Genomic DNA, 24,796 nt, shown 5'->3' on the forward strand with positions numbered 1-24,796 from the left:
GGGCGGCGGCATGCTGGCTGACCCCGCGGCGTGCGCCGCGAGCGGTTTGAGGCGCCAGCAAGGTCGATGGGCGGACTGGCGGTGGGCGCGGCCCGGTCAACACCTTTGGGGTGCGGTGCCGAGGCGCTCCTCGTCTGTTCGCCGCGCGTAGCTGTCACTGTTACAGGCGAGACTGGCACGAATGACGGCCACCGAACCGCACTGGCGGCACATCTGCGAAGTGTGCGGGGTCGAGGAGCTACTCCCCTGTCGGCGCCTGCCGCAGTCCCGGCAGCACGTACCGGCGCAGATGCCGGCGCAGGGACGCCGGGTCGTCGGGGTCGATGTGGTTGCCCGGGACGCTGCCCAGGCTGATCATCACCCGCGCCACCCACTCGCTGGCCTCCGGCAGATCGGTGTCCGGGTGGATGTCGCCGGCGGCGGCGGCCGCCGCCATGAACGGGAACCAGAACGCCGCGAGGTCGGGCACCAGGTCGCGGACGCCGGCTCCGGCGCAGGCGGTGAACTCGTCGGGTTCTGCGGCGCGTAGCCGCATCAACAGGGTGCCGGGGTCGTCGTAGGCGCGCCGGCCGATCTGCACGCCGGCCAGCAACTGTTCCTCGAAGGAGTTCATGGCGGACAGCTCGGCGCGTGATCGGGCCCAACTGGTCTCGACCAGGCGGATGATCGCGGCTCCCACCAGCGAGGGCTTGTCGGGGAAGTTCCGGTACAGCCAGGCCCGCGACACCCCGGCGCGTTCGGCGACGTCGGTCATGGTCGTGGCCCGGATTCCCCTGTCGGCCAACAAATGTTCGGTCGCATCCAGGAGCCGGTCGGTTGTCGACGACGCGGTTCCCGGCGGCGTCTTTGTCTCCACGGTGCACCTCCTGTGGCGGCCAGCGTAGCAAGGCGGTAGACAGATTCTACGATCTGTGTACTATGACCTGGCGCACCATGTAGACACTTCTGCGAACCTGTCTACCCCCGATCCCGGAGGTCCCTATGCCCACACCCCGCACCGCGATCATCGGTGCCGGCATCAGCGGCCTGACCGCCGGCAAGATGCTCACCGACTACGCGATCGACTACACCTGCTTCGAATCGTCTGACCGGATCGGCGGCAACTGGGCCTTCGGCAACCCCAACGGGCACTCCAGCGCCTACCGCTCCCTGCACATCGACACCTCCAAGCACCAGCTGTCGTTCAAAGACTTCCCGATGCCTGCCCACTACCCCGATTTCTTGCACCACACGCTGGTCAAGGAGTACCTGGAGGCCTACGCGGCAGCGTTCGAGCTCAAACGCAACATCGAGTTCGAGATGACGGTCGCCCACGCGCAGCGGCTACCCGGCGGCGGATGGGAGCTGGAACTGGCCGGCGGTCGGCGGGAATGCTTCGACCTGCTGATCGTGGCCAACGGCCACCACTGGGACCCGCGTCTGCCGGAGTTCCCGGGTGAGTTCACCGGCCAGACGCTGCACGCCCACCACTACATCGACCCGAAGACGCCGCTGGAGTTCAGCGGCAAGCGGATCCTGGTGGTCGGGCTGGGCAACAGTGCCGCCGACATCGCCGTGGAACTGTCGTCGAAGGCCCTGGACAACGAGCTGACGCTGTCGACGCGCTCGAGCGCCTGGATCGTGCCGAAGTACGTGGCCGGCAAGCCCGCCGACAAGTATTACCGGACCAGCCCCCACATTCCGCTGTCGTGGCAGCGCAAGGTGATTCAGCGAGTCCAGCCGTTCCTGTCGGGGCGGCCCGAGGATCTCGGCCTGCCGACGCCCAACCACAAGCTCTTCGAGGCGCACCCCACCCAGTCGGTGGAGCTGCCGCTGCGGCTCGGGTCCGGCGATGTGATCCCCAAGCCCGACATCAGCCGATTCGACGGCGCCACCGTGCATTTCACCGACGGCACCAGCGGTGACTTCGACATCATCGTCTACGCCACCGGTTACAACATCACCTTCCCGTTCTTCGACCCGGAGTTCATCAGCGCACCGGACAACCGGATCGACTTGTACAAGCGGATGTTCTACCCCGGTATCGAGGACTTGGTGTTCGCCGGTTTCGCCCAGGCGACGCCGACGCTGTTCCCGTTCGTGGAGTCCCAGGCCCGCCTGATCGGTGCCTACGCGGCCGGCCGCTACCGGCTGCCGTCGACCGCCGAGATGCGCCGGGTGATCGCCGCCGACACCCACAAGTACACCGGGCACGTGATGAACAGCCCGCGTCACACCCAGCAGGTCGACTACTTCCTCTACGAACACGACATGCGTACCCGTGAGATCCCGCGCGGCGCCCAGCGGGCCGCCGAACGCGGTGCGCCCAGTTGGGCCGGCGTGCGTGCGATGGAGGTATCCGGATGAGCACCGAGATCCGATTCCGCAGCGAAGGCACCACCTGCGTCGGGCAATTCTTCCCGGCCACCCGGGACAACGGCACCGAGGCGCCGGTCGTGGTGCTCGGGCACGGCCTGGGCGGCACCGTCGACTCCGGACTGATCCCGTTCGCCGAGCGGCTGAGCGCGGCCGGGTTCGCCGCGCTTGCGTTCGACTACCGGTACTTCGGGGCCTCAGAAGGACAACCGCGCCAACGGATCTCGATGCGGGAACAGATCGTCGACTTCCGTGCGGCCTGCACCGCCGCGGCCGGGCAGCCCGGCGTCGATCCGGAGCGCATCGTGCTGTGGGGTGTGTCGCTGGCCGGCGGCCACGTCTTCGAGGTCGCCGCCACGCTGCCCGCTGTTGCCGCCGCGATCTCGCTGACCCCGTTGGTCAGCGGTCCGGCCGCCGCTGTCGCGGCGCTGGGTCAGCACCGCCCGACGACGATGCTGCGTTCCACGGCAACCGGGTGGCGCAGTGCGCTGGCCCAGCGCGTCGGCCGGGAGCCCGCGACGATCCCACTGGTCGGCCGCCCCGGCGAGCAGGCCACGCTGACCGCCGACGGCTATTACGAGGCGTACCTCGCGATGGCCGGGCCCACCTGGCGCAACGAGATCGACGCGCAGGTCGGCGTGCAGCTCGGCGGCTACCGCCCGGCGGCCAAGCACGCCGCGGCCATCAGCTGCCCGATGCTGGTGCAGATCGCCGACTTCGACCGGAGCGCTCCCCCGCGGGCGGCGGCCAAGGCGGCGTTCGCCGCCCGCGCCGAAGTGCGGCACTACCCGTGCGATCACTTCGATGTCTTCGCCGGCGGCGCGTGGTTCGAGCACGCCGTCGAGCACCAGATCGCCTTTTTGACCCGGCATCTGGCGGCCACGACCGCTACGGTCACGGGTTAGGAGGCCTGATGGCAGAGACCATGCAGCAGTTGCTCGCCGAACGCACCGCTGACACCGGCCTGGCGGTGCTCCACAACGACACCGACGGCCGGCAGACCCGCTGGACCTGGCGCGAGTACCTCGACCGCGCCGCCCGCCATGCCGCCGCGCTGATCGACCGGGCCGACACCGCCCGCCCGGTGCACGTCGGTGCGCTGCTGGGCAACACCCCGGCGATGCTGACCGCACTGGCCGGCGCCGCGTTGGGAGGCTACGTGCTGTGCGGGGTCAACAGCACCCGGCGCGGCTCGGCGCTCATCGGTGACCTGCGCACCGCCGACGCACAGATCCTGCTGGTCGACGCCGAGCACTCCGGTTTGTTGGCGGACCTTCGGCCCGATCTGGACCTGGCCGGGATCACCGTCATCGACGTGGACGACCCGGCCTGGGAGCAGCAGTGCGCCGGCGCCGGTGAGCTGCAACCGCACCGGCAGGTCGCACCGCTGGACCCGTTCATGCTGATCTTCACCTCGGGCACCAGCGGCGACCCGAAAGCCGTTCTGGTGAGCCATTTCATGGTGCTGGTGGCCGGACAGAGCCTGACCGAACGGTTCGAACTGGGCGGCGACGACGTGGTCTACCTGTCCATGCCGCTGTTTCACTCCAATGCGATCGCGGCCGGGTTCGGCCCCGCGGTGGCGGCCGGCGCGGCGATGGCACCGGCGAAGTTCTCCGCGTCACGGTTCTTGGCCGACGTCCGCGGTTATGGCGCCACCTACATGAACTACGTCGGCAAGCCGTTCGCCTACCTGCTGGCGCACCCGGAGCAACACGACGACGCCGACAACCCGCTGCGGGTCGCCTTCGGCAACGAGGCCTCCGAACGCGACATCGGCGAGTTCGCCCGCCGCTTCGGGGTGCACGTGGTCGACGCCTTCGGCTCCACCGAGAACGCCGTCACCATCACCCGCGATGAGGGCACCCCGCCCGGCTCGGTGGGCCGCGGATTCCCCGGCGTCGCCATCTACAAAGACGATCCGATCGCCGAATGCCCACCGGCGGTCTTCGACGAACACGGCGCGTTGTCCAACGCCGAGGAGGCCATCGGCGAGTTGGTCAACACCGCCGGGTCGGGATTCTTCACCGGCTACTACAACAACGAGCAGGCCACCGCCGACCGGATGCGCGACGGCATGTACTGGTCGGGTGATCTGGCCTATAAGGACGCCGACGGCTGGATCTATCTGGCCGGACGCACCGCCGACTGGATGCGGGTGGATGGCGAGAACCTGGCTGCGGCGCCGATCGAACGAATCCTGATGCGCCACAACGCTATCAACCAGGCAGCGGTCTACGCGGTGCCCGATGGCAACGTGGGCGATCAGGTGATGGCGGCGCTGGTGCTGCGCGACAACGCGAGACTGAGCGAAGCCGAGTTCTCCGATTTTCTAGCCGCTCAGGAGGATCTCTCCCCCAAGGCGTGGCCCCGCTATGTCCGGCTGACCGCCGAGCTGCCCGCCACGGCTACCAACAAGATCCTCAAGCGTGTGCTGGCCGCCGAGCGTACCGATGTCGGAACGGACACCCTGTGGGTCCGCCCCGACCGCCAGCGCACCTATCGAACCGCTACGACGACGGGAGCATCCCGATGACAGGTCAGACACCGGTCGCCCTGATCGTCGGCGGCGCCTCGGGCATCGGACTGGCCAGCGCGCACGCCCTGGCCGAGCGCGGCGACCACGTGGTGATCGCCGACGTCAACGAATCCGCCGCCCGCGCCCGGGCCGCCGAACTCGGCTCAACCGCCACCGCAGTGGCCGCCGACGTGACCGATGAGGCAAGTGTCGCAGCGGCTTTCGCGGCCGCACGCGAAATCGGGCCGGTGCACAGTGTGGTCAGTTGCGCGGGCTTGTCGATCATCGGGCCGATTGCCGATATCGAGTTGTCCGGCTGGCAGACCACCATCGACGTCTGCCTCACCGGCACCATGCTGGTGATCAAGCATGCGGCACGCAACCTCGAAGAGGGCGGCAGCGTGGTAGCGATCTCTTCGCTCAACGGCCGCCAGCCCGGTACCACGATGGCCGCCTACTGCAGCGCCAAAGCCGGTGTGCTGATGCTGATTCAGGTGGCCGCCCTGGAGTTGGCCGCCCGTGGCATCCGGGTGAATGCGGTCTCCCCCGGCCTGGTCGACACTCCCCTGGTCGCCGGCCTGGCTATGGTCCCCGGCCTGACCGACGAGTACATCGAGAACACTCCACTCGGGCGCCAGGGTGTGCCCGACGACATCGCGTCCGCCGTGGAGTTCCTGACCTCGCAGCGGGCCTCCTGGATCACCGGGGCGGCCTTCGACATCAACGGCGGTGCGCACCTGATGCGCTACCCCGACGTGCTCGGCAAAGTACAGGCGTTGGCAGGGAGTTGATCACATGCGCAGTGTCGTAATCGATGCCCCCGGTTCGGTCCGGGTGGACACCCGGCCCGACGCGGAACTGCCCGGGGCCGACGGCGCCGTGGTGGCGGTGACCGCGACCGCGATCTGCGGCTCGGATCTGCACTTCTACGAAGGCGATTACCCCCTGGTCGACGCGGTGCCGCTGGGGCATGAGGCCATCGGCACCGTGGTCGAGGTCGGCTCGCAGGTGAGCTCGGTGCGCGCCGGTGACCGGGTGATGGTCTCCTCGGTGGCGGGCTGCGGACACTGCGCCGGCTGCGGCACCCTGGACCCGATCCGCTGCCATTCGGGCCCGCTGATCTTCGGCTCCGGCGCACTCGGCGGTGCGCAGTCCGAGCTGCTCGCGGTGCCGGGAGCCGACTTTCAGCTGGCCCGGATCCCCGACGGCATCAGCGTCGAGCAGGCCCTGCTGCTCACCGACAACCTCGCCACCGGATGGGCGGCCGCACAGCGGGCCGACATCCCGGTCGGCGGCACGGTCGCGGTGATCGGACTAGGCGCGGTCGGCCTGTGCGCCGGGATCAGCGCGCTGTTCCTCGGTGCGGCAACAGTTCTCGGCATCGACCCGGTGGAGCAGCGGCGGGATCGGGCGGCCGGCATGGGGATGACCCCGGCGTCACCGTCGACCACGGCCGCGGCGATGGAGCTGACCGGCGGGCGCGGGGTGGACGCGGTGATCGACGCCGTCGGCTCCGACACCACCATGGCCGACGCCCTGACCGCGGTGCGCGCCGGGGGAACGGTGTCGGTGGTCGGCGTGCACGACCTGCAGCCCTTCCCGTTCCCGGCGCTCGCGGCGCTGATCCGCAGCGTCACCCTGCGGATGACCACCGCCCCGGTGCAGCAGACCTGGCCGCAGCTGGTGCCGCTGCTGGTCTCCGGGAGGCTGAAGGTGGACGGCATCTTCACCACCGAGATGGCCCTCGACGACGCGACCGAGGCCTACCGGGCCGTCGCTGCCCGGTCCGGAGACGTGGTGAAAGTGCTGCTCACGCCGTAGGGTGAGGCGAACGCCGACCAGCGAGAGGACAGCACGTGGCAAAGCGGATTGTGTTCTGGGGCACCGGTTTTGTCGGCAAGATGGTGATAGCCGAGATCGTCAAACACCCGCTGTTCGAGCTCGTCGGCGTCGGCGTCAGCGACCCGGCCAAGGTGGGGCGCGACGTCGGGGAGATCTGCGGCATCCCCAGCGTCGGGGTCACCGCCACCGACGACGTCGACGCCTTGATCGCCCTGGCGCCCGACGCGCTGGTGCACTACGGCCCGACGGCCGCACACGCCGCGGACAACATCACGCTGATGTCGCGCTTCCTGCGCGCAGGCATCGACGTCTGCTCCACGGCGATGACCCCGTGGGTGTGGCCCGGGCTCAAACTCAACCCGCCGGAGCTGCTGAAGCCGATCACGCAGGCGTGCGAGGACGGCGGGGCGTCCTGCTTCACCACCGGTATCGATCCGGGCTTCGCCAACGACCTGTTCCCGATGACGCTGATGGGCGTCTGCGCCGAGGTCCGCAAGGTGCGCGCCTCAGAGTTGTTGGACTACACCAACTACACCGGGGACTACGAGAACGAGATGGGGATCGGCCGCGAACCCGACTTCCAGCCGGTGCTCAAGATCCCCGAGGTGCTGATCTTCGCCTGGGGCGGAACGGTTCCGATGATCGCGCACGCCGCCGGCATCGAGCTCGATGAGATCACCACGACCTGGGAGACCTGGGTGACCCCGAACGAGCGCCCGACCGCCAAGGGGGCGATCAAGCCCGGTCAGGTTGCGGCGGTGCGCTTCACCATCAACGGGGTCTACCGGGGCGAGACCCGCATTCAGCTCGAACATGTCAACCGGATCGGACAGGACGCGGCACCGGAGTGGCCGTCGGGCACCCAGGATGACGTCTATCGCGTAGATATCGAAGGGACGCCCAGTATTTCGCAGGAGACGGCGTTCCGATTCACCGACGGCTCCGGACGTGACGCGGCGACCGCGGGCTGCCTGGCCACCGGGATGCGTGCGCTGAACGCGGTGCCGGCCGTCAACGACCTGCCGCCGGGCTGGGTCACCGCGCTGGACCTGCCTTTGATTCCCGGGGCCGGAACCATTCGCTGAGGCCGCTTCAGCTCCGCGGCCGCAGCCGCAACGGCGGCATCGGCGGCGCGGGCAGCCGGTCGAGGCGGCCCCGGTAGCCGTCCACCGCACCGAAGCGTTCGTCGCCGTCCTGCCACAGCTGCCGGAACGCGACGATCTCCTCGTGGCTGCGGCCGATGAAGTTCCACCACATCACCAGCTCGGATCCGAAGGGCGTCCCGCCCAGCAGCAGCACCCGGGCGGGGGAGTCGCCCGGGTTGCGCAGCGACAGCTCCCGGTGCCCCGTCCCCTGATAGCCGACCGCGCCGGAACCGAGCGGCACGCCGCTGAGCTGCACGGCCCCGGTGTCGCACAGCACCCCGTGCTCGAACCCCGGGTCGACGTCGAGCACCAGGTCGGTGCGCGGCTCCAGGTCGAGTTGGGCGCCGAGCAGCGCAGTGAAGGACTCGACGGGGGAGCGGCGTCCGGCCAGCTCGCCGAGAAACACCAGCGCTGTCGCACCGGGCAGCGACACCGGCTCGGGTGCGTAGTGGTCGAAGGCACGCTCGGCGTCACGCGCGGCGTCCGGCAGTGCCACCCACAGTTGCACGCCGTGCAGGATCGGCGCGGATTGGGCGTCGACCGAGACCTCGGAGTGGCAGATACCGGCACCGGCGGTCATCAGGTTCAGCTCGCCGGGGCGCACCACCGCGTGCACGCCACCGCTGTCGCGGTGCTCGACGCGCCCGCTGAACAGCCAGGTCGCGGTCTGCAGCCCGGTGTGCGGGTGCGGGGGCACATCCATGCCCCCGGCGGTCGCGATGTCATGCGGACCGTAGTGGTCGATGAAGCACCAGGCGCCGATCAGCGAGCGTTCGCGCTGGGGCAGGGTGCGGCGAACCAGGATGGCCCGCGGCCCGCCCAACGGAACCTCGCGGGGCTCCAACACCTCGATGCCTTCCGACGGCCCTGCCGCACAGTCGAATTCACTTGCAGTGGATTCCAGGTTGCTCAACCGCCCACCTCCGCGCCGTGCGCCATGCCGTTGCGGCGACCCTACCGCTCAGGCCGCAGACGGGCGACCGATCGGACCGGACGGCAGGTGAAACACGGCCGCGGGCGTCGTAAGACGGTGACGTTCGTGGTTGGCCAGCAGCGCCTGGTTCTCGGGGAGTTCACGGGTGTTGATCTCGCCGTCGGCGATCTTCTGCAGCACCGCGTGGGCCGCGGCGAGTTCGGCCCGCTTGCGGTACTGCCCGCCGGGCAGTTTCACCCCGGCCCACACGCCGTACTCCTCGCCGCGTTCCACTGCCAGCGCGGCGCACCGGCGTTGCTGGGCGAGCGGGCAGCGCCGCAGGCACTGCAGCCGGGCTTCGGTCGAGGACTGTTCGTATGCGCGGGCCTTGGCGGCTCCGTCGGCTCCGTCGGCGTCGGGGTAGCCGAACCACAGTTCGGGATTCGCGGAGCAGGGGGGTGCCATCAGAACGACCTCCTCATTGTGCGGACGTGTAACCCGGAACGGATAACGTAGATGGAAACATATATGAACAGATATGCCGAACGCAAGAGAAGGTGATAAAAACATATATGTAACTAGTGAAGGGCCAGGCTGTGTACTATCCGGACATGGCCTGGGCGCAACGATGAGCCGTGAGGCAGCGGGCGCGGCCATCCGGGCCCTGCGGGAGGCGCGCGACTGGTCGCTGGCAGACCTCGCCGCCGCCACCGGCGTCAGCATCATGGGCTTGAGCTACCTGGAGCGCGGAGCGCGCAAGGCTCACAAAAGCACAGTTCAGAAGGTTGAGAATGGGCTCGGCCTGCCGCCGGGCACCTATTCTCGGCTGTTGATGGCCGACGATCCCGACGCCGAACTCGCCCAGTTGATGTCGGTCGCCGCACCTCCAGCGTCGTCTGCCAGGCCCGCCGGAGCGGTCGTCGTCGACCGCCACAGCGACACTGAAGTCCTGGAGGGATACGCCGAAGCGCAACTCGACGCCCTGCGTTCGGTGATCGCCAGACTGCCTTCGGAAGCATCAGACGAATACGAGACGTATATTCTTTCCGTGATCGCGCAGTGCGTGACGGCGGAGATGTTGGCGGCCAGTTCCTGGCGGGTGGCCGTCAACGCCGGCGCCGGTCACGCGGACCGGCTCATGGCGCACCTGCAGGCGCTGGAAGTCACCCGCGCCGACCTGTTGGCCCGGATGCCCGCCAGCCTGACCAGCCGGTTCGACCAGGCGTGCACACGCTCGGCGCTGCCGGAACCGGTGATCGCCGGGTTGCTCGGCATCACCGTCGAGGAGATGTGGGACATCCGGAACACCGGCGTGATCCCGCCGGGAGCACTGGCCCGGGTGCGCGCGTTCGCCGACGCCGAAGCAACCGACCGACACAACGAGGGGGCGCAACGGTGAACAGTGAGCTGGACCTGCTGACCAGGGCCCACGCGCTCTTCGGCGCCGGGGGGCAGCCGGCGACGTTGGATGCCGGACTCGATCGCTATGCCGATCTGCTGGAACGGAACGCGAACAGCTACACCGGCCCGGCGCACGAGCGCTATCGGCAGACGGTAGGTGCCCAGCGGGCACGGCTGTTGGCGAATGCGCGTACCGATGCGGCCGCAACGGCTGTGCTGGCCGCCGCGTTCGCCGACCATGCCCACGGCCGGCAGCAGACGGCAGGGGTACTGGCCGCGGCGCGCGCCGACGGGCCGGCCGCCGACTCTCCGCTGGCGCAGCGGGAGGCCATGCGCCGGCGCGCGGCACGACTGCGAGCCCAACGTGCCCACGTGCTCTCGGCACACCGGCGTGCCCGGGCGCACCGGGCCGGGTTGGCACGGCTGCGGTATCGCGGTGCGCGACGTCGTGTGGACCCGAATCGGTTGCGGCTGCCCAACACTCGCGCCGGGGCGGCGGTGCGTGCGGCGCTGTCGCGGATCGGCAGACCGTACGTCTGGGGTGCCACCGGGCCGGACCGATTCGACTGCTCGGGCCTGACCCAGTGGGCGTACCGCCAGGCCGGCGTACCGCTGTCGCGCACCACCTACACCCAGATCTACGACGGAATTCCGGTGGCGCGCTCCGAGATTCGGCCAGGTGACCTGGTGTTCCCCAGCACCGGCCACGTCCAGATGGCGATCGGGAACAATCTGGTGGTCGAAGCCCCACACCCCGGTGCGGCGGTTCAGATCAGCCCGCTGGGCGGATATGTCGCGATTCGGCGCCCGGTGTCCTGAGGAGTCCACAGCCCCCGGTCGGGTGAATTGTCGGCGTCGCGTGCCCTGCGTAGTGTCACCGGCCATGGAGCGGTCAGCGTGACGACTCGCGACGACGTGTTGGACGTGATTCACCGGATCGAGACGGCCGGGAACGCGGGTGAGGCGACGCGTGCGGCACAGGCCGCCTTGACTCTGCCGCTGCCGTCGGCGGGTTATGACCGGGTACTGGATCAGCTGCGCACGGCGTATCCGCGAATCGTCGGCGCGGCAGCTACCGAGCAGCAGGGCGCCGCAGCACAGGCCATGAAGGAAGCTGAAGCGGAACTGCGCCAACAGCTCTCGGCAACAGCGGAATTCGACCGGCACATCCTAGAAGCGTTGCGTCACGCCGGCCAGAACACAGTGGAGGGCCGTCGCCGCCTCGACAACCTGGAGGCCGAGATCGTCGGCGCGGCGCGGGCGTGGGATCTGAGCACCGCGGCCGGGTCCCGCGAGTTCCAGCGTTACCTGATCGGCAAACTGGGCGAGATCATCCGGGTGGTCGCCGCAGCCGACGACGACGACACCGCCAAGCAGGAGCTGACGACCGCGCTCACGGCGTTGTACACCGACAACACCGGCCGCGATGAGTCATCACCGGCCGCGCAGCCCCCCGCGGGTGTCACCGACCCGGTGTTGATGCCCGATGTCCCGGCAAAGGCAGGTCCCGACGAGGAGGATCCCTGGCTCGACCCCGACCTGGACGACGCTTACCTCGACGACGAACTGGAGCCCGAACCCGGTCCTGCGGCCGCAGCGCACTACCAGCCCGGGATGCCGTCGATGCCCCCGAACTTCGGCGGCGAATCGCCGGGCTTCGGCGGAATGCCGGCGGGGATGTCGCCCGGTTTGCCGCTGGCCGGACTGGGCTCGGACCCGTTCGACGACATCGGTGACCAGGAGTACCCGAGAGAGACCGAGGCCGAAGACGCTGGGCCGGAGGACAAGGCTGACACGGACACCGCCGCCGACGCTGATGACGCCGGCGGACCCGCACCGGAGCCTCCGGCCGACGACGGGCCGGTGACCGTGCGGCTGCCGGACGGGCAGACCACTAGCGTCGCCGATCCGCAGCTGGCCGCAGCCATGCAGGCCGCCGCGGACGGCACGCCGGTGGCGGAGGCGTTCCGTCGGCAGGGGATCGCCATCCCGCCGCCGGGCACACCCGTGACCGCCCCCGTGGACCAGGCGCAACTTCAGCCCGGTGATATCGGGGTGTTCACCGACCGCCATGCGCTCGCCGTGGGCGATGGCCGGGCCCTGCTCGACGGGCAGCTCCACCTGGCCGGCAACCTGCGGGGGCCCGGATTCCTGGGCTGGCAGCATCCCCCGATCCGCGCCGGCGGGCCGGCACCGGTCCCCGAACCCGTCCCTACACACACCGCCGGCTACCGGTGGGCTTGAAAATCGCCGTCTCAACCGTCATCGTCGACTAGCCAGGGAGGTAAACATGCCACAGGAGATCCACGTCAACAACGCCGTGCTCACCAAGGCGGCCGGAAACCACCAAGAGACGTCCGAATACCTGGCTACCGTGTCGGCCTCCCACGAGGGCATCCGGGCGATGCTGAGCTCGCTCGGGCCGATCTACGGTGACCTGCGTCAGGCCGCGGACTCGATGCTCGACGCCCGCAAGGGCTGCTACGACAGCCAGGCAGGCGAGCATTCGGACGTGGCCGGCAACCTGCACGGCGCAGTGTCAACGTGGAACAAGCACGAAGACGACGCGGCCAGGTCCTTCCGGAACCTCACCGATGGGCGCTGATGACTGAGCCGAATCCGGCATATGACACCGCGCATCCCAGCGGCGACGTGCTGTTCCGGTCCTGCCGCGGCGGTTATCTGCACAGCGTGGCGCTGAGCGAGACAGCCATGGGGGCCGACGTCTCTCGGCTGGCCGAGGCGATCGTGCTGACGGCCGAGGTGTCGTTCCTCAAGGCGGCGTTGGAGATCCGGGCCGACATGGTCACCACCGGGCACGCGCCCTCAGCTGCGGTGCCCACCAACGACGATCTTCGGGTGGCCACCGAGCGTCTGGTGGAACACCGACTGCACGGCGACCGGCACACCGGGCGTTAAGTCACCCACTGCCCGGCGGCATCGGCCCTCGGTGCAATGCCGTCGGGTGCGTCGATCACCGTGTCACCGAACAGGTTTCGGGCGCGCTCCAGCAGCGCGAGCACTTCGCTCAGCGTTGCTTCACATCCCGTACCCGGGGACCCGACGTCGGCCATGAAATGCACGCTACCGACCTGCTGTGGGGCTGACAATTCACGACACACAGGGGTTGGGGATAGCCAACGGTACGCTTGCGCGGTGGCACTATTCGGTCGACGGTCGGCGCGCCAGCGCCTCCGGAGCGCGGCCCGGGAGTCGCTGACGATCCCGGCGTTCAGCGCTCCGGTCGACTGCAGTGCCTGGGTGCTCGGCGGACTGTGGCCCGCAGAGTTGGCGACGGTGACGCCGGCGACGGCTCAGCTGGCCGAGTACCTGGACGCCGATCTGCGGCGCATTGCAGATTCGGCGAACGAAAAGCTGCATGCGATCGGTCGATCGGGGCTGGCGGGTCAGGCGCGGCAGACCGCCGAGTCCAGAGTGATCAACGTGGCCAGGGCGTTCGCCGTACTTCGGGTGGAGTCGACGGTGCGCTATCTGCACAACGAGGCCCTGGAGTTTCGTCCGCAGTACGCCAGCCTGAATTCGGCCCCGCCCCCGGCGGCGGTGACCGAGCAGATCCCGGCCCCGGTAGAGCCGGAACCCGTCGCGGTGGAACTGCCTCGCCCGGTCGATCCGCCCCCGGAGGCCCCGAGACCCGCGGCCCGTCATCGGATGCCGGAGCCGGTCGTGGTCGAGGCGCCGCCCGCACCGCTTCCCGAGCCCGAGTCCGAGCCCGCGCCGGTCCCGGAGGTGGCGGAGCCGGCTCCCGAGGTGCCGGTGGCGGAGGAGCCGGTTGTTGTGCCGCCGGTTGTTGTGGAGCCCGTGTTGGTGGAACCGGTGGTGGCGGAGCCAGTGGTGGAGCCACCGGTTGAGGTTGTGCTTCCGGTCGAGGTGGTACCAGTCGTCGAGGTGCCCGTCGTCGAGGTGCCGGTTGTGGTCCCGCCACCGGAGCCGGTGGTGGCCCTGCCGCCCCCGCCCGAGCCGGTTGTGGTCAGGCCGGAGTCTTCCGAGCCGACGGTTCTCATTCCGGTGGAGCCCGAACCGCCCGTCGTCGTCGCGGCCGAGCCCGAACCGCCCGTCGTACCCGCCACGCCACCCCCGGCCCCGCCGGCCGTGACCGAATCCGATGACCAGCGCCTGCAGCGCCTGCTGGCGTTCGTCGCGCGGCAGGAGCCCGGCCTGAGCTGGGCCGTCGGCAGCTTCGCCGACGGCAAGACCGTGCTGGTCACCGACTTGGCCCACGGCTGGATCCCGTCCGGGATCGAGCTGCCGGCCGAAGTGCACCTGCTCGGTCCCGGGCAACGAACCGGCACCGCGGCCGCCATGCTGGGCGACGCAACGGCGTCGGCCATTTACCACCCCGGCGATCGGCTGGGCTGGGCCAGCGACTTCGGCGTGACCGAAGCCTCGGTACAGCCTCGCGAACTGGACGCCGTCGACGACCTCGGCTGGCAGCTCAGTGAGGCCACCCACTGGCGTGACGGGCTGCCGCGGATGGCCAACACTCTGGTGAAGGCTGGTGCGACCGGCACCGGTGTGGCCGACGCTGAAATCGACTTACTGCGAGTGCATCTGGACACCGTGCGCTATCAGCTGCTCGCGCAGTATCCCGGCGCCGACGCCGCTCTGGTGCTCAACTGCATGCTGCTGGCCGCGACCGAGGGCATCGCCGCTGGCGATGGGGTCTCGGCCAACTACCACTACAGCTGGTTCCGTGCGCTCAGCGCTCCGCAGCCCAGCCAGTGGGACCCGCAGAAGTAAGGCCGGCATTGAATTGACGCTACTCACACGGGCTCGACATACTAAGTGAATGTCGGGGCCGGACAGTCGCACGGAACTCAGCGACAGGGACCTCGTCGAGTCCGTGCTGCGGGACCTGCGTGAGGCCGCGGAGAAGTGGGAAGCGCTCGTCGCGGAAGCCGAAAACACCACGTACAGCGTCGATCTGGGTGACGTGCGGGCGGTGGCCAATGCGGACGGGCGGCTGCTGGAGCTGACCCTGCACCCCTGTGTGGTCACCGATTACACCCACGGTGAGTTGGCGGATCGCCTCAACATGGTGTTCACCGCCCTGCGCGAAGAGGCGGTGGCCGACTTCGAAGCCCGGTACGGCAGCTAGGAGTGATGCCGGTCGCGTCACACGCCGCGACCGTGGACTGACGCCTCCGGGTGCACGCGAATGGGGCCGTTTCTCAGATGGAGATGATGTGGACGATGTCCTCAAGGCCGCGAAAATCGTTGGGGTTCCGGGTGTATAGCGGCAGGCCCGCAGCCAGCGCAGTCGCCGCGATGAGTAGGTCGACAGCGCGCCACCGGGGTTGGCGGCCGGCAGCGACACCGGCGGCGTAGATCCGTCCATACGCCCTCGCGCAGTCACCGTCGAACGGTAGCGGTTCCACCCAGGATTCGATCTGTTGCAGCCGATCTTGGCGGCGTGCACTTTCGGCCCGGTCGTCGGTCGCATGCGGGCCGGCGGAGAGCTCAGCCATGGTTACCGCGCTGACAGAAGCCCCTTCGGGGAGATCGGCCGGGACAACAACGTCCAGGTCGATGATGACCGAAGTGTCGAGCAGGCCGGTACCGGTATCAGCCACGCGGCGTGATGTCCTGATCGGCGTGGCTGTCGAGGTCCTTGCGGAACCGCGCGTACTCGATGCGCGGAGCGCCGCGGAAGGCCTCCGCCAGTGCCGGGCCGTTTACGACGTACCGCCGCCGCAGCGGGACCAGTTCCCCCACGGGCACGCCATTGCGGGTGACGACGAACGCTTCTCCTTCGTCGAGCTTGCGCATGATGTCACCGCTGCTGTTACGCAACTCGCGCTGGCTGATTTCCCGACTCACTCCACGAGTGTAGCGCTGGTGCTACGGGGTGCCTAGATGCTGTAATGCCGCAGCCGCTGCAACCGTCGCATCCCGGCGGCGGCCACCTTCTCCGGGGCCGGGCGCAGCGCCGTCTCCATCCGGGAGCGGACGTCGTCGGTGTCGAGGTGCGTACCGATCGCGACGAGGTGGCCGGCGCCGGAGCCCGCGGGCGCATTGGCCACATGGACCGACGTGCCGACGACGTTGAACAGGTAGTGGCGCTTGCCGATAGCCACGGTGCCCTTCATGCGGTAGACGCCACGCGGCGGGCTTTCGAGCAGGTCGATGAGCGGGCCCGGGTCCACGGGGCCGTCGCCGAGGACGGTCACCGACGCCGCATGCACATGCTCATCGTGATCGTGATCGGGCTCGGCAAGCAGGAGTTCTCGAAAGGACATCTGCCCGTCCTCGCCGCCGTCGTCGACGTCGTAGAGTAACCGGGGATCGATGCGGCCGGCTATCGCACCCACCACGTACGCGTCGGGATTCAGTTCGCGCACACGGGATTCCACCCGGCGCAACGTCTCCTCGCGGGCGTCCTCGGCGATCCGGTCCAACTTGTTGACCACCACCAGCGACGCCGCGCCGTACCGCGGCGGGGGAGCGGGGCCGGTGTCGACGGTGTCGAAGTGCTCCGCGCCGTCGATGACGTCGACGACACCGCCGTGGCGGATCCGCTCCACCCCGCTGAACCGGATGAGTCGCGATATGGTCACCGGTTCGGCCATTCCACTGGCCTCGACGATGATCGCGTCCAGCGCGAGCTTCGGGTCGGCGAGCTTCTCCAGCGCGTCGTCGAGCCCGCCCTCGTCGGGCAGGCAGCAGATGCATCCCCCGGCGATCGAGACGGGTTCGTCGATTTGACCGGTGACCAGTCCGGCGTCGACATTGAGTTCACCGAAGTCGTTGATAACCACCCCGATTCGCGCTCCCGGCGCCCGCAGGACATGGTTGAGCAGGGTGGTCTTGCCCGCGCCGAGGTAGCCGGTCAGCGCGATGACAGGGATGGCAGCAGCGTTCCGGTCGGCCATCCGGCCATTATCGCGGTCAGGCGTCGGCCGGGAACCAGTAGTCCAGTGTCTGCTCGACCCCGCCCCAGTCGACGCCCAGCCAGTCGCCGAAGAAGCCTTCGATGTTGCCGAAGGCGCTGTAGACGAACGCCACGGCCGAGTAGAACAGGCCGTCCCACCAGGCGCTGTCGACCAGGCCGTGGCTCCAGGCGTTGACCCAGGCGCCGAACTGGTCGAAGTCCCCGGAGATGTCGATGTTGGTGATCATGCCGTCGGTGCTGGACGTGTGGTTGCCGACCTCGGCGGGGGACAGTCCCAGATACATCATGTGCTCGTAGAACAAGCCGAGCCCATCGGTGGAGGTGGGGTCGGTGACCGGGTCGCCGGGAATCGTGTAGTCGGTTACCGCGAACGCGTTCGTCGGGGTCTGGACGCCGTTCAGCAGAGCGGTGTCGAAGAAGTCGGGGGACGAGGCCCCGCCGCCGTCCAGCGACGCGGTATCCGCACCAACGGGATTGCCGATGAACACGAAGTGCAGAAGGTTCGGGTCGACGCCGTCGTGGGCCAGCTGCGCCATTGCGATCGAGCCGGCCGTCGCACCCTGCGACCAGCCGAACACCCACAGCGGGTGGTCGGCGTCGTAGGCGTCCGGGTTGGCGGCGAGTTGGGCGTGTACCTCGCGCACGATCTCGGCCGCCCCGACGAAACTGCTGTGCCCCTGCTGGACCAGCGCCGGGGTGGACAGCAGCAGCAACGACCCGTCGCACCCGGCGGAACCGACCACGCATGCGGTCGGGTCGTCGCCGACGTCGAAACCCAAGGGGCGCAGGTACAGATCAGCCGCGGTCTCGGCGAACGTCGCCGACGGCGTCGACAGGATGGTCGGTCCGACGAAGATCGCGGTGTCGGCAAGCAGGTCGATATCGACGTACGCGGCGTGGACGGTGGGTGCGGCCAGGACGCTGCCGGCGACCGCACCGGCGATGGCCATCGGCGCGATCGCTCTGGTCAGCATCCTGGGCCCCTCCACCCGCAAGCTAAAAATCACACGAATAAATCACAAGAGTGAGCTGAGGGCGATCATGGCAGGGACCTCCGTCGAAGTCAACGGATCATTGACTCTCGCAGGCAGAGAATGCCACTATTGCGTCTTCGGCCGTCTCTCGTCCTAGGAGCCTCCGCAATGATCGCAACCCGAGCGTTGGCGCCGGTCGCCGCCGCGTTTACCGTCGCCGCCGGCGTCCTCGGAACGCCCGTCCTGCCGACCACCTGGACGCAGGTGGCGCTGCTGGCGGACACCGCGATCTTCGTCGGCGGCACCATGCTGTCCACGCCGTCGGCGACATTCGCGCAGACCGCGGCCGATCTGTACCTGAACCCGTTGGGTTTCGACGCCGGCGACGACCCGACGGTGTGTGTGATCGGTTCCGGCGTCTGCGATTCCCCACTGCAGGTGTTGACCACCCCGGAACTGATCCTGCAGGGGCACAGCAGTTTTGTCGGCGCGGCGGAGATCGTGCGGACGGTGCAGGCCGAGCTCGCCGGGAACCCCGGTGTCTACGACGCCGAGCATCCGCTGTGGGTGTTCGGCTACTCGCAGGGTGCGACGGCCGCCTCGATCGCGATGGCGCAGCTGGCGCACGACGGTGTCGACCCGCGGGCTTTGCACTTCGTGTTCATCGGCGACCCGTCCGATGCGGACGGCGTCAGCGCCACCAACCAGAGCGACACTCCATGGGACAGGCTTTTCGACATGCCGATACTGAACGGCAACCTGACCCCGAACGACGCGTTCCCGACGACCATCTACACGTTCCCGGGCGACCCCGTCGCCGACGCCGCCTCCAATTCGATGCTCGGCCTGTTCTACGAGCACATGATGTACATGGGGCTCACGCCGGCGCAGGTTGCCGACCAGACGAAAACTGTCGACGGCATGATCACCAACGTCGATATCTCCGGGGACATCGATCAGTTCAGTGCCTGGATCAACTCGTTCGGACACGGGTTGCTCGACAGCGCCTCGGTGGAAGCGCTCTTCAATTCGCTTGTGGCCCTTGTGTACAGCGCCTTCGGCAACATCGAGGGCTTCTTCACCGACTGGATGGGCATCGACTGGGGCGGGGTCGAGCAGACGCTGGACTACTGGTTCCCGGAGGCCTGACCGAATCGCGCTAGTTGCGCTAGCGCGAATCCTGGAATCTCCCTACCATGGCCTCCATGGAGACGATCAGCAGCACAGACGCCAAAAACCAGCTCAATCGGCTCTTGAACGACGTCAAATCCGGTGCTTCGTTCACCATCACCAGCCACGGCAAGCCGGTTGCGCAACTGGTGCCAGTCGCGGCCGTCCCACGCAGATTTGGTCAGCTGCCAAGCGTCGCCGTTCCCGATGACTTCGACGCCGCACTGCCGGCAGCAGAACTCGAGGCATGGGACGGGTCCCAGGGGTGAATGTCCTACTCGACACCCACGTACTGCTGCGGCTGGTCAGTAACCCCTCGAATCTGGCTCCCGAAACGCTCGCGATCTTGTCCGACCCCGGGACCGACCTGTGGGTGACGGCCGCGTCGGCCTGGGAGATCGCAACCAAGACCCGGTTGGGGCGCCTCGACGGTGCAGCGTTGTTGTCGACATGGACCGACGTCATGACCGACATGAGCTGTTCGGAACTGGCGATCGACTCCGCCGACGCGATCCTTGCCGGCCGACTTCCCTGGGAACACCGCGACCCGTTCGACCGGATCATCGTCGCCCAAGCGTTACGACGCAATCTCACCATCGCAACCCGTGATGCCAAGATCATCGACGCGGCGATCACCCCGACCCTGACAGGGTGAATTGACGGTAAAAAGTTCGCCTGCCACGATCGCCGAAAGACGATCGAGGGGAGGTCGGGATGTTCGTCGATCCGGCGATGCTGACGGCGGGTGCAGCCCATGCCCACACGGCGTCCGAGCACGCCCAAGCAGGCGCGAAGGAGCTGGATCAGCGCACGGTAACGGCGGGAATCTTCGGGGGCTTCGGCGCGGCCGATGTCTTCCACCAGGCGATTTCGACCAGTCACGCCGAGCACGTCACCACGCTCAATGATCACCGCCGGACGCTGGCTGATGTCGGGGACAAGGCCCACCTCGCCCGGCGGGCGTTCCTCGGCATGGACCATGAAGCCGCGGCCCAACTGCGTGGGGTGCGGTGCAACTCCAACATCTGAATCTGCCGTGGCTCATCGAAGCCGCCGGCGGTGATCCGTGGCAGGTCAACAGCACCCTGCAAAGCGGCAATCCGGGCGTCGTCGACGAGCTGGCGCAGGCCTTCCACAACGCCGCTTTGTGTACGTCCGAGTCCAGTGCGGCGTTCACCGAGGCGGGGAAACGCTTCCGGGCCGCGTGGAACCGGGAGAACGGTGAACACCCGATCAACGACTCCCTGGAAGTTCAGCGCGCCACCCAAACCCTGCACCTGCAGCAGAACCAGCTCCTCGCGATTGGCACCGATCTGGAGAACATCGCCGCCGCGCTGGCTGAGGCTCAGCGCGACGCGGCGGACAAGATCGCCGCACTGGAGACGCAGCTGCAAAACATCGACGACCACATCGGCGTCTACCTCGACGCCGACGCCGACGTCTCGGACCTGGTGCAGATGGCTGCCGACGACACCGCCGGGATTCTGCATCAGATCGAAAAGATCCGCGACGACTACGCCGCGACACTTCAAGCCGCAACGGCCAAGCTGTTGTCCGACGGCTACGACCCGGTGGCCCTGCACGGCTACGACGGCGACGGGCAGCCGACGCTGGACCAGCAGACCGACCGCGCCGCCGATGCCTACGGCACCACCCAGCGCGACCACGACCAGCAGCTGGTGGACGAGCCCGGCGAGATGACGCCGGAGAAGGCCGAAGCCGCTGCGCGCCTGCGCGATTACGCCACCGTCAGCGACCCCGCGGCCGATCCGGATGCCCGACGTCTCGCCGGTGAGCGCCTCGATGACTTCCGGATGGCTAATTTTGTTGGGCAGCTGCCGCCGGACATGGTGTTGGGCGGCGATGCCCGAAGCAACGCGGCCAATCGGTTGGACATGCAGCGCCGCCTGGAATCTGGAACCGTGCATCCCGATATCGCGCCGATGACTCCGGATCAGGCCACCCGAGCCCTCGACGAGGCTGAAACCGTCGCCCGCGCTTGGACACTCACCAGCTTCGCCGACCGACTTCGCAACAGCGGAGTGTCCCCGGGAGGCGTCACGCGGGCTGTCACCGCAATCAGGAACGGGATCCCGGCCAGGGAGTTCTTCGACCAGCTCTCGAACGCCTCCGGCAGCGTAGGCAAGGGACTGGCGAAATACGGAGAAGTATTATCTCCGGCGGATCACCGAATCAACCCGAGCGCGTACACCAAGGCCGACGCCGCGGCGTTGGCGAAATTCGGCAGGAATCTCGGCGGTGCGGCGACTGTACTGGACGGTGCACTAACCTTGATCGACGTGGTGAACGGCGATATCTCGCCGAAGCAGGGTGTGGCGGAATTTGGTGGCCGTTGGGCAGGGGGTGCAGTAGGTGGATGGGGCGCGCTTGTTGCAATGTCCTTCTTGGTCGCACCGGAGATAGCCGTGCCCGTCGCAGTGGCCGGTGGCGTAATCGGCGGCTCCAAATTGGGTCAAACAGCCGTCGATAAACTGCTGGGATACTAACTTGAATTATGCACTGATCATCGCAGGCGGTCTCTGCCTTTTCGCCGGTGGGCTGCTTGAGCATCTAAAGGTGCCGTTGACGACAAAGCGTCGCATGTACTGGTATCTGGCGGCACTGTCGGGGATACTTTGGTTCCTAGCGGGCTACCCCAATCTTGAGAATATGCTCGGTTTCCTCGCCATGGCATTGGTAATCCAGCTGGGATGGGCATATGCCCACACGCCATATATTCGCATAAATGGCAAAATTTACGCGTTTGAATCAAAGTATGTAAACATCGAATCGGAAAATGGCCCGGACGAACTTCGGCGGCGCAATGAATTTACTACACCGACCAAGATGTGGTGGGTAGTTGCATTTTGGCCGATAGTGATTTGCGCCGCGATATGCAGTTCATTTCTGCCGGGCCGTGAAGGATTTAGTATTCACAACGACGGTGCGTGGATTCTCGGTTTGCTCGGATACTGCCTGTTCTTCGGAATCGTTGTGGGCCGAGGCGAGGCGAAGCTCGACCGCTCGATCGCGCAAGGACAATGGCCCCAGTTCATCATCGCGTCGATATGCTCAGCGGGTCTGTTCGCCGTGTTCTATCTGACGGCCTACCACGCGACCATGCTGGTGAGGGAACGACGGGAAGACTGACTGGGCGCTGCCTTCCCAGCCGCCTTACTTCGACGAATCCTTCTTGTCCACAATGCGTTTCAGCGGCGTGATGCCGGGGTGGCTGGCGTCCTTGGTGGCGGACTTCGTCACCGGCACGTTCGGGGCGGCGGTGGTCCGACCCTTGACCGGTTGACCGTTGGGCATGCCGGGGGTCGTGATCCGCTTCGACTCGGTCGGTCCGTCTTTGCCGCCCTTGCCGCCGCCGCCCGCTCCGCCGGGCATCATCGGCATCATTCCGCCACCGCCGCCACCCGGTCCGGCCGCCCCACCTGGGGCGCCGGCCATTCCACCTTTGGCCATGGCGCTGGCCGGTGTTGTCGGTGTCGAGGTGCCCGGGACCGGTGGCGGGCCGAGATTGCTGGCCGGCGTGGTACCCATGCCGAGCCCGCCGCCGCTTCCCCCGGAGCCCGAGATTCCGGTCGATCCAAGATCCGGGTGGACGTTCGAGGCAAGTGTGGTGCCGCCGAGGCCGCCTTTGGCCAGCGACATCAGCGGCGACAGCGCACCCTGGCCGGCCTGCATCAAGCCCTGCGGCACTTTGCCCACCGAGCCGAGCACGCCACTGAGAGCGCCGGTGACGCCTTGCAGCGCGCCGGTGACGCCCTGCATGGCGCCGCCCATCGCGTCCTGAGGTGCCTTTCCGGCCAGGGCGGCGTCGCCCTTGCCGGCGAGCTTCTCGAACTGCGACGCCGCGTCGGCCTCATGCTCACTGAACTTTCGCACCGCGTCTAACGCATGCCCGGTGCGGTCGGCGTGGTCCCCGGCGATGTCGGTGTTGGTCCCGGGGAGGTCGGCGTTGGTCGCGGCGCCGAATGCCGCAGCGTTGGCGTCGGTGGACGAGACGCCGCCAGTGTGGACGGGAGCAGGCGCAAGCGGAGTCGGAGGGGCGCTCATGCCGGTCTGCATGTATTTCTCAAGCTCGGCGATGACGTCGTTGGTCATGGCTTCAAACCTCCGTACCGCACCGTCACGGCCTGGTGCCAGGCCAGGTGGTAGCGGGCGAGTTCTTCACTTCCGTCGATCAGGGCGTCGACGGCCGCCAGCAGCATCCAGTCCGCGACGTCTTTGGGGGCGTGCGCCGGATATGCCGAGAGTACTCGTGTCCGCGTCGCATCGACCACCTGCTGGAACAGTTCGATTTCATTGTCGGCGGCACCGTATCGGCGGGACACGGCCTGCGCGACGGTCTGCACGATGCGCGGCAGACGCGAATTGGCTCCGACGGTGTCGATCAGCGTGGGGCCCAATTCGTCGACGCGCTGGCCGTGGCGGGCGCGTTCCCCGGTACCGGGAATCGGGTCCTGCGGATCGGCGCCAGCGATGTAGGTGTTCGGCTGGTGGGAGGCCACGGCCACCACCGCACCCAGAAGGTCGACCGCGCTGGTGTCCCGGCGGCGCTGCGCGGGGCTGAGAAGGGTCACACCTGGTGGGAGTTTGACGGTGGGGGGAATCCAGCCGCCGGCCAGATCGGTGACCAACACGGTGGTGGACTCGTCGTCGCGCAATCCGGCGGCCCATGCCAGTCCCGGTTCCTGACGGGCGACGGCGTCAACTTTGCGCTGCAGATCCTGTTGCTCGGCAAGACGTTTGCCGGCAGTACCAGCGCCGGCCCCAGCCGTTCCGCCGGCCGCCGCGCTGCCGGCCATCGCCGCAGCCGAAGCCCCACCGGCACCGGGCGTCGCTCTGCCCGGGGCGGAACGGTCCCCCGAGGAGGTCACCGCGGTGCCGCCGGAGGTCGGGGTGGTGGCACCAGCTGCCGGCGCCGGGGCGGCAGGACCGCTCGGGGCGGCCGGTGCCGATGGGGCGACAGCGCCAGCCGGGCGCAGATCCGCACCGTAGCCAGGCAGCGGACCCACTGGTGCTGCGGGAGTAGCACTGATGGGCGCTGACGGCATCGGTGTCGGCGCCATGGGCGGGGCTGGGGTTGGGCTGACTGCCGATGTCATGGGGGCGGCCTCCGGGCTTGGGCCCGCCAGGTTACTCAGGTTCCCGAGCAGCCCGCCGGCCATCGGCGTCGACGCGGGGGACGGTGGCACCTGCGGACCCTGCGGGAACCCCGACCCGCCTGCTCCGACCGGCGGCAGCGGTGGCATGCCACCAGCTCCCGGCGGACCCCCAGGAAAGGACGAGGCCATTGCCTGGCTTGGACCGCCGCCCGGGAGGTCGCCGGGAAGGCCGGGCGGCATGCCGGCGCCACCACCTCCGAGGCTGGGCATGGACGACGTCAGGGGTGACGGGCCGGCGCCTGCTAGGCCAGGAGCTGTGCCGGAGCCGGGCGCTCCAGCTGTACCCGGTAATGCAGGTACTGCACTACCCCCGCTGCTTCCGCCGTTAGCGCCGCTGTTCCCGCCGCTCCAGTTGCCGCCGTTGGTACCGCCGCCGTTGGTTCCGCCGTTA

General features: G+C 68.2%; 29 protein-coding genes. 19 read left to right on the top strand and 10 right to left on the bottom strand.

The window, feature by feature from the left end; translation table 11 throughout:
* Positions 1-238: 238 nt before the first annotated feature.
* Positions 239-856, bottom strand: a complete 618-nt coding sequence (locus K6T84_RS15380) for a TetR/AcrR family transcriptional regulator (protein WP_225401048.1) — start codon at positions 854-856, stop codon at positions 239-241.
* Positions 857-981: 125 nt separating this feature from the next.
* On the opposite strand from K6T84_RS15380, the gene K6T84_RS15385 reads away from it, so the two are divergent.
* The 6 genes from K6T84_RS15385 to K6T84_RS15410 all read left to right on the top strand — a co-directional run bounded on the left by K6T84_RS15385 (position 982) and on the right by K6T84_RS15410 (position 7,800).
* Positions 982-2,346 (top strand): flavin-containing monooxygenase, encoded by a 1,365-nt coding sequence (locus tag K6T84_RS15385; protein WP_225401049.1) that lies wholly within the window; start codon positions 982-984, stop codon positions 2,344-2,346.
* Positions 2,343-3,260, top strand: coding sequence for an alpha/beta hydrolase (locus K6T84_RS15390; RefSeq protein WP_225401050.1), 918 nt, complete (start codon positions 2,343-2,345; stop codon positions 3,258-3,260). Before K6T84_RS15385 ends, K6T84_RS15390 begins: the two co-directional genes overlap by 4 nt.
* Before the next feature lie 8 nt (positions 3,261-3,268).
* Positions 3,269-4,891: a fatty-acid--CoA ligase FadD1 gene (gene fadD1, locus K6T84_RS15395; protein WP_225401051.1), complete on the top strand. Its 1,623-nt coding sequence runs from the start codon at positions 3,269-3,271 to the stop codon at positions 4,889-4,891.
* On the top strand, positions 4,888-5,664 hold the full coding sequence (locus tag K6T84_RS15400) for an SDR family NAD(P)-dependent oxidoreductase (RefSeq protein ID WP_224863788.1): 777 nt from the start codon (positions 4,888-4,890) through the stop codon (positions 5,662-5,664). The genes fadD1 and K6T84_RS15400 overlap by 4 nt, the downstream gene beginning before the upstream one ends.
* 4 nt (positions 5,665-5,668) lie before the next feature.
* Positions 5,669-6,694: a zinc-binding dehydrogenase gene (locus K6T84_RS15405; protein WP_225401052.1), complete on the top strand. Its 1,026-nt coding sequence runs from the start codon at positions 5,669-5,671 to the stop codon at positions 6,692-6,694.
* Positions 6,695-6,774: 80 nt separating this feature from the next.
* On the top strand, positions 6,775-7,800 hold the full coding sequence (locus K6T84_RS15410) for an NAD(P)H-dependent amine dehydrogenase family protein (protein WP_255613087.1): 1,026 nt from the start codon (positions 6,775-6,777) through the stop codon (positions 7,798-7,800).
* A gap of 7 nt (positions 7,801-7,807) precedes the next feature.
* Here the strand turns inward: K6T84_RS15410 and K6T84_RS15415 are convergent, their stop codons facing one another.
* Positions 7,808-8,773: a pirin family protein gene (locus tag K6T84_RS15415; RefSeq protein ID WP_224863791.1), complete on the bottom strand. Its 966-nt coding sequence runs from the start codon at positions 8,771-8,773 to the stop codon at positions 7,808-7,810.
* A gap of 48 nt (positions 8,774-8,821) precedes the next feature.
* On the bottom strand, positions 8,822-9,238 hold the full coding sequence (locus K6T84_RS15420; protein ID WP_224863792.1) for a WhiB family transcriptional regulator: 417 nt from the start codon (positions 9,236-9,238) through the stop codon (positions 8,822-8,824).
* Positions 9,239-9,401: 163 nt separating this feature from the next.
* On the opposite strand from K6T84_RS15420, the gene K6T84_RS15425 reads away from it, so the two are divergent.
* The 5 genes from K6T84_RS15425 to K6T84_RS15445 all read left to right on the top strand — a co-directional run bounded on the left by K6T84_RS15425 (position 9,402) and on the right by K6T84_RS15445 (position 13,093).
* Positions 9,402-10,172 carry a helix-turn-helix domain-containing protein gene (locus K6T84_RS15425; RefSeq protein ID WP_224863793.1) on the top strand — a complete coding sequence of 257 codons (771 nt, stop codon included), beginning with the start codon at positions 9,402-9,404 and terminating at the stop codon, positions 10,170-10,172.
* Positions 10,169-10,993, top strand: a complete 825-nt coding sequence (locus tag K6T84_RS15430; RefSeq protein ID WP_224863794.1) for a C40 family peptidase — start codon at positions 10,169-10,171, stop codon at positions 10,991-10,993. Before K6T84_RS15425 ends, K6T84_RS15430 begins: the two co-directional genes overlap by 4 nt.
* A 78-nt stretch (positions 10,994-11,071) precedes the next feature.
* Positions 11,072-12,418 (top strand): DUF4226 domain-containing protein, encoded by a 1,347-nt coding sequence (locus K6T84_RS15435; protein ID WP_224863795.1) that lies wholly within the window; start codon positions 11,072-11,074, stop codon positions 12,416-12,418.
* 46 nt (positions 12,419-12,464) lie between these two features.
* Positions 12,465-12,779 (top strand): type VII secretion target, encoded by a 315-nt coding sequence (locus tag K6T84_RS15440; protein WP_225401054.1) that lies wholly within the window; start codon positions 12,465-12,467, stop codon positions 12,777-12,779.
* A complete protein-coding gene (locus K6T84_RS15445) occupies positions 12,779-13,093 on the top strand; it encodes a DUF2694 family protein (protein WP_224863797.1) in 315 nt (104 codons plus the stop codon). The genes K6T84_RS15440 and K6T84_RS15445 overlap by 1 nt, the downstream gene beginning before the upstream one ends.
* Here K6T84_RS15445 and K6T84_RS15450 read toward each other — a convergent pair.
* A complete protein-coding gene (locus tag K6T84_RS15450; RefSeq protein ID WP_224863798.1) occupies positions 13,090-13,248 on the bottom strand; it encodes a hypothetical protein in 159 nt (52 codons plus the stop codon). The two genes, K6T84_RS15445 and K6T84_RS15450, sit on opposite strands and share 4 nt — an antisense overlap.
* An 82-nt stretch (positions 13,249-13,330) precedes the next feature.
* Here K6T84_RS15450 and K6T84_RS15455 point away from each other — a divergent pair, with 82 nt between their 5' ends.
* Entirely contained in the window at positions 13,331-14,932 is a 1,602-nt protein-coding gene (locus K6T84_RS15455) for a DUF5631 domain-containing protein (RefSeq protein WP_225401055.1), read from the top strand.
* Positions 14,933-14,981: 49 nt separating this feature from the next.
* Complete coding sequence (locus tag K6T84_RS15460; RefSeq protein ID WP_224863917.1) at positions 14,982-15,290, top strand: DUF2710 domain-containing protein; 309 nt, start codon at positions 14,982-14,984, stop codon at positions 15,288-15,290.
* A gap of 73 nt (positions 15,291-15,363) precedes the next feature.
* Here K6T84_RS15460 and K6T84_RS15465 read toward each other — a convergent pair whose 3' ends face one another.
* The 4 genes from K6T84_RS15465 to K6T84_RS15480 are packed head-to-tail and all read right to left on the bottom strand — an operon-like array spanning position 15,364 to position 18,058.
* Positions 15,364-15,765: a type II toxin-antitoxin system VapC family toxin gene (locus K6T84_RS15465; protein ID WP_224863918.1), complete on the bottom strand. Its 402-nt coding sequence runs from the start codon at positions 15,763-15,765 to the stop codon at positions 15,364-15,366.
* Positions 15,758-16,012, bottom strand: a complete 255-nt coding sequence (locus K6T84_RS15470) for a type II toxin-antitoxin system Phd/YefM family antitoxin (RefSeq protein WP_224863919.1) — start codon at positions 16,010-16,012, stop codon at positions 15,758-15,760. Before K6T84_RS15470 ends, K6T84_RS15465 begins: the two co-directional genes overlap by 8 nt.
* A 32-nt stretch (positions 16,013-16,044) precedes the next feature.
* Positions 16,045-17,064, bottom strand: a complete 1,020-nt coding sequence (locus tag K6T84_RS15475; RefSeq protein ID WP_224863920.1) for a CobW family GTP-binding protein — start codon at positions 17,062-17,064, stop codon at positions 16,045-16,047.
* 16 nt (positions 17,065-17,080) lie between these two features.
* Positions 17,081-18,058 (bottom strand): PE-PPE domain-containing protein, encoded by a 978-nt coding sequence (locus tag K6T84_RS15480; RefSeq protein WP_224863921.1) that lies wholly within the window; start codon positions 18,056-18,058, stop codon positions 17,081-17,083.
* Positions 18,059-18,226: 168 nt separating this feature from the next.
* Here K6T84_RS15480 and K6T84_RS15485 point away from each other — a divergent pair, with 168 nt between their 5' ends.
* The 6 genes from K6T84_RS15485 to K6T84_RS15510 are packed head-to-tail and all read left to right on the top strand — an operon-like array spanning position 18,227 to position 22,378.
* Positions 18,227-19,207, top strand: coding sequence for a PE-PPE domain-containing protein (locus K6T84_RS15485; protein WP_225401056.1), 981 nt, complete (start codon positions 18,227-18,229; stop codon positions 19,205-19,207).
* Between the two features lie 56 nt (positions 19,208-19,263).
* Positions 19,264-19,497, top strand: a complete 234-nt coding sequence (locus tag K6T84_RS15490; protein WP_225401057.1) for a type II toxin-antitoxin system Phd/YefM family antitoxin — start codon at positions 19,264-19,266, stop codon at positions 19,495-19,497.
* Positions 19,476-19,883: a type II toxin-antitoxin system VapC family toxin gene (locus K6T84_RS15495; protein ID WP_225401058.1), complete on the top strand. Its 408-nt coding sequence runs from the start codon at positions 19,476-19,478 to the stop codon at positions 19,881-19,883. Before K6T84_RS15490 ends, K6T84_RS15495 begins: the two co-directional genes overlap by 22 nt.
* A 59-nt stretch (positions 19,884-19,942) precedes the next feature.
* Positions 19,943-20,257 carry a DUF2563 family protein gene (locus tag K6T84_RS15500; protein WP_225401059.1) on the top strand — a complete coding sequence of 105 codons (315 nt, stop codon included), beginning with the start codon at positions 19,943-19,945 and terminating at the stop codon, positions 20,255-20,257.
* On the top strand, positions 20,239-21,735 hold the full coding sequence (locus K6T84_RS15505) for a putative alpha/beta hydrolase (RefSeq protein WP_225401060.1): 1,497 nt from the start codon (positions 20,239-20,241) through the stop codon (positions 21,733-21,735). The genes K6T84_RS15500 and K6T84_RS15505 overlap by 19 nt, the downstream gene beginning before the upstream one ends.
* 1 nt (position 21,736) lies before the next feature.
* Entirely contained in the window at positions 21,737-22,378 is a 642-nt protein-coding gene (locus tag K6T84_RS15510; protein ID WP_224863927.1) for a hypothetical protein, read from the top strand.
* Between the two features lie 24 nt (positions 22,379-22,402).
* Here the strand turns inward: K6T84_RS15510 and K6T84_RS15515 are convergent, their stop codons facing one another.
* Together K6T84_RS15515 and K6T84_RS15520 are read right to left on the bottom strand one after the other, a co-directional pair.
* A complete protein-coding gene (locus tag K6T84_RS15515) occupies positions 22,403-23,341 on the bottom strand; it encodes a hypothetical protein (protein ID WP_225401061.1) in 939 nt (312 codons plus the stop codon).
* Positions 23,338-24,255, bottom strand: coding sequence for a DUF5631 domain-containing protein (locus K6T84_RS15520; protein WP_225401062.1), 918 nt, complete (start codon positions 24,253-24,255; stop codon positions 23,338-23,340). Before K6T84_RS15520 ends, K6T84_RS15515 begins: the two co-directional genes overlap by 4 nt.
* Positions 24,256-24,796: the final 541 nt, after the last annotated feature.

The organism is Mycobacterium zoologicum, assembly GCF_020181635.2.
GTDB lineage: Bacteria > Actinomycetota > Actinomycetes > Mycobacteriales > Mycobacteriaceae > Mycobacterium > Mycobacterium zoologicum.